The sequence below is a fragment of the Nocardioides sp. genome (genome assembly GCF_050699375.1).
Taxonomy (GTDB): domain Bacteria; phylum Actinomycetota; class Actinomycetes; order Propionibacteriales; family Nocardioidaceae; genus Nocardioides.
In genome coordinates this window covers 1-7,884 of record NZ_JBOHDN010000385.1, presented here as the reverse complement: position 1 = coordinate 7,884, position 7,884 = coordinate 1, and the positions used below count along the sequence as shown (strand labels likewise).

Here is a 7,884-nt window from a genome sequence, read left to right as displayed (position 1 = left end):
TCCCCATCGTGGGGCCGGGCCTTCGCCGTTCCGGGTGTCGCACGGAGGTGACTCTCACGGCCACCTCACGGTGGGCAGGCTGCTCATCGGCTCGAAGGCCGGGTCGTCGGCGTGGGACCGCGGCGCGGTCTTGGGGCGGTCCGTACGGACGGCGGCGATGGTGGTCCAGGTTGCCAGGACGATCAGTGCGATGAAGGCGAGTGCTGTGGTCATGGCAGTAATTCTTCGCTGCCAGGTATTCCTGCCACATTGGCAGAAATACCTAATTGCGCGATTTCGTGCCACCTGGCACTCTTCTGAGGTGCTTAGGAACGTTGCCACGGTGATCTGGGACGGCGTCGCACCCTTCGAGTTCGGCGTCGTGTGCGAGGCCTTCGGCCTCGACCGGAGCGACGACGGCGTTCCCCTGCTGGAGTTCGGGATCTGTGCTCCACAGCCCGGCCTGGTGCGCACCAGCCTCGGCTTCGGGATCGAGGTCGTCGACGGGCTCGGCCGGCTGGAGGAGGCGGATCTCGTCTGCGTCCCCGCGATGCGACGGGGCGACCCCCTGCCCGACGGCGTGACCGAGGCGCTGTGGCGCGCCCATGACCGCGGCGCACGCCTACTGACCGTCTGCAGCGGCGCCTTCGCCCTCGGCGAGGCCGGCCTGCTCGACGGCCGGGAGTGCACCACCCACTGGAAGTACACCGACCAGCTGTCGGCCCGCTTCCCCGAGGCGAAGGTGGTGCCCGAGGTGCTCTACGTCGACTCCGGCCAGATCATCACGAGCGCGGGCACGGCAGCGGGGTTGGACGCCTGCCTGCACATCTGGCGCCAGGAGTACGGTGCCGCGGTCGCCTCAGCAGTCGCCCGCCGGATGGTCGTCCCGCCGCAGCGCGACGGGGGACAGGCGCAGTTCATCTCCCGCCCGGTGCCCGAGATCGACGCGGAGACGCTGGGCCCGCTGCTGGCCTGGATCAGCGCCCACCTCCACGAGGAGCTCGACGTGGACTCGCTGGCCCGGCAGGTGCTGATGTCGCCACGTACGTTCGCACGCAGGTTCCGCGCCGAGACCGGGGCGACGCCGTACGCCTGGATCACCGCTCAGCGGGTCCGCCGGGCCGAGGAGATGCTGGAGCGGACCGAGCGGCCCGTCGAGTGGATCGCGGGCGAGGTCGGCTTCGGCAACGCGGCGGCGCTGCGCCATCACTTCACCCGGGTCCGGGGCCTCTCCCCCCAGGCGTACCGGCGACGGTTCGCCTGCGGGGAGAGTGCCGAGTCGGCCTAGCCTCGCCTACGAGGCGGGGGTGCCGAGCACCGCGATCTCGGAGAGATCGGTGTAGACGCAGCCACCGAAGTAGCCGCCCCACCTCTCCGGGTCGCACGCCTCGGCGAAGGTGAGGTCGCCCTGACCCTGCTCTGCCAGGACATCGGTGAGTGCGTTGCCCTCGATGGTGAAGCGCACCAGCTTGACCCCCTCGGCCGCGGCCTCGGGTGCGACGCTGTTGAGCTTGCCGGGGGCGTCGGTGCCGAAGTGGCCCTCGTTGACGACGCTCCAGGTGGACCCGTCGGCCGAGACCTCGATCTTGTAGTCACCGGTCGAGGAGTCGGCGCCGTCGCCGCAGGTGGCGCTCGGGTCGATGAGGAACTCGGTCACGTCCACGGCCTCGGGCAGCTCGACGACGACCGACTTCGGCACGAAGGTGTCGGTCGGGTTGCCCTCGTCATCGCCTGATGTGCTGCCCCAGCCGCTGCCCAGCGACATGTCGAAGGCACCCGCGGGACCACAGCCGAAGCCCGAGTAGTCCGGGCCGTCGAAGGAGGCCACCGAGCTTCCTCCCGAGGTCGCGGCCCAGTCGCGGTCGACCTTGTAGTCCTTGACGATCTCCTCACCGGTCTTGATCCGGAAGTTGCTCAGCGCGGGCAGGTAGCCGGGGCCGGTGGTGACGACCTTCGGGTAGAAGCCCGGGGGAGCCTCGAGCTCGTAGCGACCCTCGGCATCGGTGGTGGCGGAGTAGGCGGCACCCAGTCCGGCCAGCTTGACGACCGCACCGGCCGCGGGCTCACCGCTGAGCCTGTCGGTGACCTGACCGGTCACGACACCGGTGCCGGCCTCCGGCGGCGGGGGCAGCTCGAAGCTCTCGGCGACGTCGATGTCGCCACCGTCGATCGAGCCGGCGAAGAAGCCCATGCCACGGTCGGCGAAGATCTCCCAGACCTTGTCGGCGTAGGCGCCGCCGTAGCCGGCCTGGTCGGCCAGCAGGATCGCGTTGCGCATGTCGAGCATCGACGGGTCGGAGGCGGAGAGCGACATGCCGCGGGTGATCAGGGTGTCGGCGACGCTGTGGCCGAGCTCCTTGCGCAGATCCCACAGCGTCTGTGCCCAGACCTCACCGGAGGAGTGGACCTCGGCATCGCCGCCGATGGCGACCAGGTCGCCGTAGGTGTAGCCGCCCGCCGGCGTACCTCCGGGGTTGTAGGTGTTGACGCAGGAGTCCGAGGTGGAGCCGACGGGGCAGTCGATCGCCATCGAGCGGAACGGGACCAGGTTGCCGTCCTTGTCCTTCTGCCCGCCCATGAGGTACTTGCCCTCGAGGACCTCGCCGTCGGCTTCGGTGTCCTTCTCGTGCCCGTGGGTGACCAGGTAGTCCATCGCGTAGTAGTCCGACCAGGCCTCGCCCATCGAGCCGCCCTGGAGGCTGTTGAGCGTCGAGTTGCCCTCGGCGTCGATGACCAGGCGGTTGGAGAGGCCGTGGGTGTACTCGTGGTAGAGCACCGAGGCGTCGAAGGAACCCGAGGCCGGGAGGAAGCCGGCCTCGGCCTGCCACAGGTACATCTGCATCGTCGGCGGGGTGCCGTCGGGCGGGGTGCTCATGTTGGCGTTGTTGGTGACGCCATCGGCCGGGAGGCCGTCGGCGGTGTCGGCACCGTCGAGCACGTTCTGACGTACGGCGTCGCCACCCTTGGCCTCGAAGTTGCCGGCCCCGGCCGTGAACCGGATCGCCTTGTCGTTCTTCAGGTAGTCGTGGAAGTTGCTGGCCAGGTAGAACGCGTTGGTCGCGTCGGCCGCCTTGTTGGTCTCCCACGAGTTGGCCTTGGTCTCGTCCCAGGTGCAGACGTACTCGGCCGAGCACAGGTCGGAGGAGTCGAAGGGGACCAGCTCGAAGCCGGGCTTGCCGTCCGAGCCGGGCACGGGGGTCGTCTCGCCCTGGCTGACCTCGTTGTCGTCGTTCACGTCGGCCCAGGTCATCACCGAGTCGCCGTCGAGCGCGGTGTCCTTCTTGGTGAGCCAGCCCTCCGCGATCATGTCGACCAGCTTCGGGTCCCCGCCACGCTCGGCGCCGGGGTAGTTGTCATAGACGTACGCCTTGCCGAGGTTGTCGCGCTTCTTGGCCGCCGGTCTCGTCGCGGGACCGGCGTGGTCCGCGACGGTGGAGCGGCGGTAGAGCGCCTTGCCGGTCGTGGCGTCGACGACGTGCTGGTAGGCCTCGTCGCCGCTGGTTCGGGTGTAGGTCGACCAGCCGAGCCGCAGCCCATCCGGGGTGAGGAACCAGACCTTCTTGGCGTAGTCGTGGTTGTCCCACGTGGTCCTGGCGTCCTTGCCGCCGCTGGTCTTCTCGACCTTGGCCTCGGCGGCCTTGCCGTGCACGTTGCCGGCCGCCTTCTTGCGGGCGTCGGCCGCGGTCAGGTCACCGGTGGCGGCCTTCTTCGTCTTGGTCGAGAGTCCCGAGATCGGGGAGCCGCCGACCGAGAGGACCCGGCCGTCCTTGGTCACCTTGACCTGAAGGCCGTTGCTGAAGACCGGGGTGCCGGCAGCCTGCTGGGTCCAGGACAGGTTGTGGACTCCGATGTTGTCGACGTAGTCCTGCCGGAAGACGAGCGTGTCGAGGTCGGCCTCGGTCAGTCCGAGGACACCGAGATGACTGCGTACGAAGTCGAGTGCGACGTCGCGGGCGGCACCGTCCTTGGGGCCGCTGAGGAAGCCGTCGAGCCTGGCCAGCTGGCGCACCGTCCGGGTGAGCGGGTCGACGTGGCTGACGCCCTGGGTGCCGAGCCCCTTGACGAAGGCGTTGTCGGCGGCGGACGAGGTGGTGATGGCCCGGTCGGCCTTGACCCGGGCATTGCCGGTCAGATCACGGGTGTCGAAGTCCTGTGGCTTGCGGGTCGGATCGGCCTGGGCGCTGAGCTGTCCAGGGCGGTGGTCGGTGTCCTTGGGCGCTGCCTCGGCGGCCTGCGGCAGGGCGAGGAGCGCGAGCATCATGGCCGCGCCTCCCGTCGCGGCGACGGCTCTGGCACCTGTAGTGGCTGGTCTCATGACGATTCCCCTCCCGAGGGGTTAGCGCGGATTCAGCACCTCGCAGAGTAAATGAACAAAGGGGGAGGGGCATGGCTTTTGATGGTCCCGGGCGTGGCTCTGTCGGCGCGGGGACTAGGTTTGGCGCCATGCGCGTAGGACTCACCGGCGGGATCGCCTCGGGGAAGAGCACGGTGGCCGAGACACTGGTCGGGCTCGGGGCGGTGGTCGTCGACTCGGACAAGATCGCCCGCGAGGTCGTCGCCGCCGGGACCCCCGGGCTCGCGTCCGTCGTGGAGGAGTTCGGGCCCTCGGTGCTGACCGAGGCAGGTGAGCTCGACCGGGCCAAGGTCGGTGAGATCGTCTTCGCCGACGAGGGCGCCCGCGGTCGGCTCAACCAGATCGTCCACCCGCTGGTCGGCGCCCGCTCGGCCGAGCTGGAGGAGGCCGGGCGGGCCTCGGGTGCGCTGGTGGTCAACGACATCCCGCTGCTGGTCGAGGTGGGCTATGCGCCGTTCTTCGACGAGGTGATCGTCGTCGACGTGCCGGTCGAGACCCAGGTCGAGCGGGCCATCGCGCGGGGGATGTCGGAGTCCGAGGTGCGCTCGCGCATCAAGGCGCAGGCCGGTCGCGAGGAGCGGCTCGCTGCGGCAACGTACGTCATCGACAACACGGGCACCGTGGACGACCTGCGCTCCCGGGTGAAGGAGATCTACGACGCGCTGACCCTGGCGGCTTCCGGATCGTGAGACCCGGGCCTCTTCCTGACATACTCGCTCGGGTGACTGGGGGCAAGCACGCGAACTCCGCGGATTCCGAAGGCAAGCCGCGTCGAGTGAGGCGCTGGCTCAAGCCGGTGATCGCGGGGGCCGTGATGGCTCTGGCGGTCGGTGCGGGTGCGGCGGCGGTGACCGTCGGGGTGCCGACGGAACGTGAACCGGAGCCGCAGGCTGCCGTCCCGAAGCCCGACCCGAAGGACGACACCACGCCGCTTCCCTGGGGCCCGACGCGTGGAGAGCTGGCGACCGCTCGTGAGCTGGTGGCCGGCTGGGACGAGAAGCAGCTCGCCGGGCAGGTGATCGTCGGCCGCTTCCACGGCACCGATCCCGCCAAGGCCGCGAGGATGGTACGCAAGTTCCACCTCGCCGGGGTCAGCGTGACCGGTGAGAACGTCGTCGACGAGGCGCAGGTGCGTGAGACGACCGACGCGGTCAGCAAGGCAGTCGCTGCCGACGGCCGCACGTTCCCCGCGGTGATCGGCGTCGACCAGGAAGGCGGCCTGGTCTCGCATCTGCGCGGCGTGGCCACCGAGTTCCCGGAGTTCGCACGCACCGGCGAGGCCATCTCGGCGAAGCCGCGCAAGGGCGTCCCGGCAACGACCGAGGCGGCCGAGGCGACCGCACTCGAGCTGCGCGACCTGGGTTTCACCTGGGCGTTCGCTCCGGTCGCCGACGTGACCGTGGGCGCGAGCGACCCGACGATCGGGTCGCGCTCGCCGAGCGAGGACCCGAGGATCGCGGCCGCGGCGGTCTCCGCGGCTGTGCAGGGCTACAACAACGCCGGTCTGGTCTCCACCACCAAGCACTTCCCGGGGCACGGCGCCGTCGCGGGGGACACGCACATCGGGCTCCAGGAGCTCGACTTCGGCATGAAGAAGCTGAAGCGGCGCGACCTGGTGCCGTTCGACGCCGCCGTGGACGCCGGGGCACCGGCCGTCATGGTCAGCCACGTCGACGTCAAGGCGATCGCGCCCGGCAAGCCGGCCAGCATGGCGGCCCCCGTCTATGACCTGCTTCGCGACGACGTCGGCTTCAGGGGCCTCGCCGTCACCGACTCCCTCGGCATGGGCGCGGTCACGACCTCGACCAAGAAGCCGTCGGTCGTCGCCCTCGAGGCCGGCGCCGACCTCCTCCTGATGCCCGCCAACTCCAAGGCCGCCCACCGCAGCGTCGTCAAGGCTCTGCGCTCAGGCCGGCTCGACCGCTCTCGTGTCGAGAAGGCCGCCGCCAAGGTCGTAGCCATGCAGATGTGGCAGGCACGCACCGCCGAGGCCGTCCCGGTGCCAGACAACGTGCGGGAGCAGGCGGAGAAGGCCTCAGCGGCCCTGTCTGAGGCTTCCTCCGAAGGCTGACCCCGCCGAAGCGTCAGTTTCTGGCGTCGAGACGTCGGTTTCTGATGCCGAGGCGTCGTCGAGCGTGTTCGTGGCACCATCGACGCATGAGCGAGCGCCAGCGAGCGACGATGAGCGTGGTGCTTCACGTCGACCTCGACCAGTTCATCGCGGCGGTGGAGGTGCTGCGGCGCCCGGAGCTCGCCGGGAAGCCGGTGATCGTGGGCGGGCGCGGGGACCCGACCGAGCGTGCGGTGGTCTCGACGGCCTCCTACGAGGCACGCGCCCACGGGGTCGGCTCGGGGATGCCGCTGCGGCTGGCGGTGCGGAAGAGTCCCGCTGCGGTGCTGCTGCCGGTCGACCACGCCGCCTACGACGAGGCCTCGGCGGGTGTGATGGACACGTTGCGGTCGTTGGAGTGGGGTGGCCAACCCGTGCTGGTCGAGGTGCTCGGCTGGGACGAGGCGTTCCTCGGACCCGGCCCCGAACACGGGGATCTGGGCGATCCGGTGGCCTTCGCCCAGGACGTACGCGACGTGGTGCTCGAACGCACCCGGCTGCGCAGCGGGGTCGGCGTCGGCGACAACAAGCTGCAGGCAAAGCTGGCCACCGGCTTCGCGAAGCAGCGGGTCGACGGCGCTCTCGCGCGAGAGGCCGGCGCGGGCGGACACGAGCCCGGCCCGGATGGTCAGCTGCGGGGCACCGGCGTCTACCGGATCTCTCACGAGACGTGGACCGCGGAGATGGGCCACCGGCCGACCGACGCACTGTGGGGGATCGGGTCGAAGACGGCGAAGCGGCTCGCCGGGCTCGGGATCGAGACGGTCGCTGACCTCGGAGCCGCCGAGGCAGCGCGGCTGGCCGCCGAGATCGGGCCCACCACCGGTCCCTGGCTACGCCGCCTGGGTCGTGGCGCCGACACGAGCACTGTGGATCCCTCGCCGTGGGTGGCGCGCGGGCACGGTCACGAGGAGACCTTCCAGCAGGACCTGGTCGACTGGCCCGACATCGTCGCCGCGACCCGCCGACTGTGCGGTGAGTGCGTGGTGGACGTGGTGAAGGAGGAGCGACTGGTCACCCGGGTCGAGATCAAGGTGCGGCTCAAGCCGTTCTTCACCGTCACCCGCGGCCACAAGCTCCCCGAGCCCACCCTCGACCCCGACCTGCTCGCCGACGAGGCAGTGGCGCTGCTGGACCGGGTCGAGAAGGACCGCCCGATCCGCCTGATCGGCGTACGCCTCGAGATGGCCCCACCTCCCGACGGCTACTGACCGCCGAGCCGCCCCTGCCGAGACCTCACCCCCGCAGGCCGAGAAGTCACCTTTGCAGGCCGAGAGGTCACTCCCGCAGGCCGAGAGGTCACCTTTGCAGGCCGAGGTCACCCCCGCAGGCCGAGAGGTCACCTTTGCAGGCCGAGAGGTCACCTTTGCAGGCCGAGAGGTCACCCCCGCAGGCTGAGAAGTCACCCCTGCAGGCCGAGAAGTCACCGAGGTGCCAACTC

Annotated in this window: 6 protein-coding genes; 4 read left to right on the top strand and 2 right to left on the bottom strand. The window is 70.2% G+C overall.

Translation table 11 applies throughout. From position 1 onward, the window contains the following. Positions 1-54 precede the first annotated feature (54 nt). Positions 55-213 (bottom strand): hypothetical protein, encoded by a 159-nt coding sequence (locus ACRDPS_RS25325; protein ID WP_431504439.1) that lies wholly within the window; start codon positions 211-213, stop codon positions 55-57. Positions 214-301: 88 nt separating this feature from the next. On the opposite strand from ACRDPS_RS25325, the gene ACRDPS_RS25320 reads away from it, so the two are divergent. Continuing rightward, the gene (locus ACRDPS_RS25320; RefSeq protein ID WP_431504438.1) at positions 302-1,267 is read left to right on the top strand and encodes a helix-turn-helix domain-containing protein; all 966 of its coding nucleotides are present in this window, start codon (positions 302-304) and stop codon (positions 1,265-1,267) included. Positions 1,268-1,273: 6 nt separating this feature from the next. Here the strand turns inward: ACRDPS_RS25320 and ACRDPS_RS25315 are convergent, their stop codons facing one another. Beyond that, positions 1,274-4,240 carry a M36 family metallopeptidase gene (locus tag ACRDPS_RS25315; protein ID WP_431504437.1) on the bottom strand — a complete coding sequence of 989 codons (2,967 nt, stop codon included), beginning with the start codon at positions 4,238-4,240 and terminating at the stop codon, positions 1,274-1,276. 125 nt (positions 4,241-4,365) lie between these two features. Between ACRDPS_RS25315 and coaE the strand changes: the two genes are divergently transcribed. The 3 genes from coaE (at position 4,366) to ACRDPS_RS25300 (ending at position 7,654) form a co-directional block, all read left to right on the top strand. Next, positions 4,366-5,022 (top strand): dephospho-CoA kinase, encoded by a 657-nt coding sequence (coaE, locus tag ACRDPS_RS25310; RefSeq protein ID WP_431504436.1) that lies wholly within the window; start codon positions 4,366-4,368, stop codon positions 5,020-5,022. A gap of 32 nt (positions 5,023-5,054) precedes the next feature. Continuing rightward, positions 5,055-6,404 (top strand): glycoside hydrolase family 3 N-terminal domain-containing protein, encoded by a 1,350-nt coding sequence (locus ACRDPS_RS25305; protein ID WP_431504435.1) that lies wholly within the window; start codon positions 5,055-5,057, stop codon positions 6,402-6,404. Between the two features lie 86 nt (positions 6,405-6,490). After that, positions 6,491-7,654 (top strand): DNA polymerase IV, encoded by a 1,164-nt coding sequence (locus tag ACRDPS_RS25300; protein WP_431504434.1) that lies wholly within the window; start codon positions 6,491-6,493, stop codon positions 7,652-7,654. Positions 7,655-7,884 lie beyond the last annotated feature (230 nt).

What these genes read in the sequence shown, in the direction of transcription:
- ACRDPS_RS25300 (WP_431504434.1), top strand. Translation starts at nt 6,491, where the DNA reads ATGAGCGAGCGCCAGCGAGCGACGATGAGCGTGGTGCTTCACGTCGAC.
- ACRDPS_RS25325 (WP_431504439.1), bottom strand. Translation starts at nt 213, where the DNA reads ATGACCACAGCACTCGCCTTCATCGCACTGATCGTCCTGGCAACCTGG.
- ACRDPS_RS25315 (WP_431504437.1), bottom strand. Translation starts at nt 4,240, where the DNA reads ATGATGCTCGCGCTCCTCGCCCTGCCGCAGGCCGCCGAGGCAGCGCCC.
- coaE (WP_431504436.1), top strand. Translation starts at nt 4,366, where the DNA reads ATGGCTTTTGATGGTCCCGGGCGTGGCTCTGTCGGCGCGGGGACTAGG.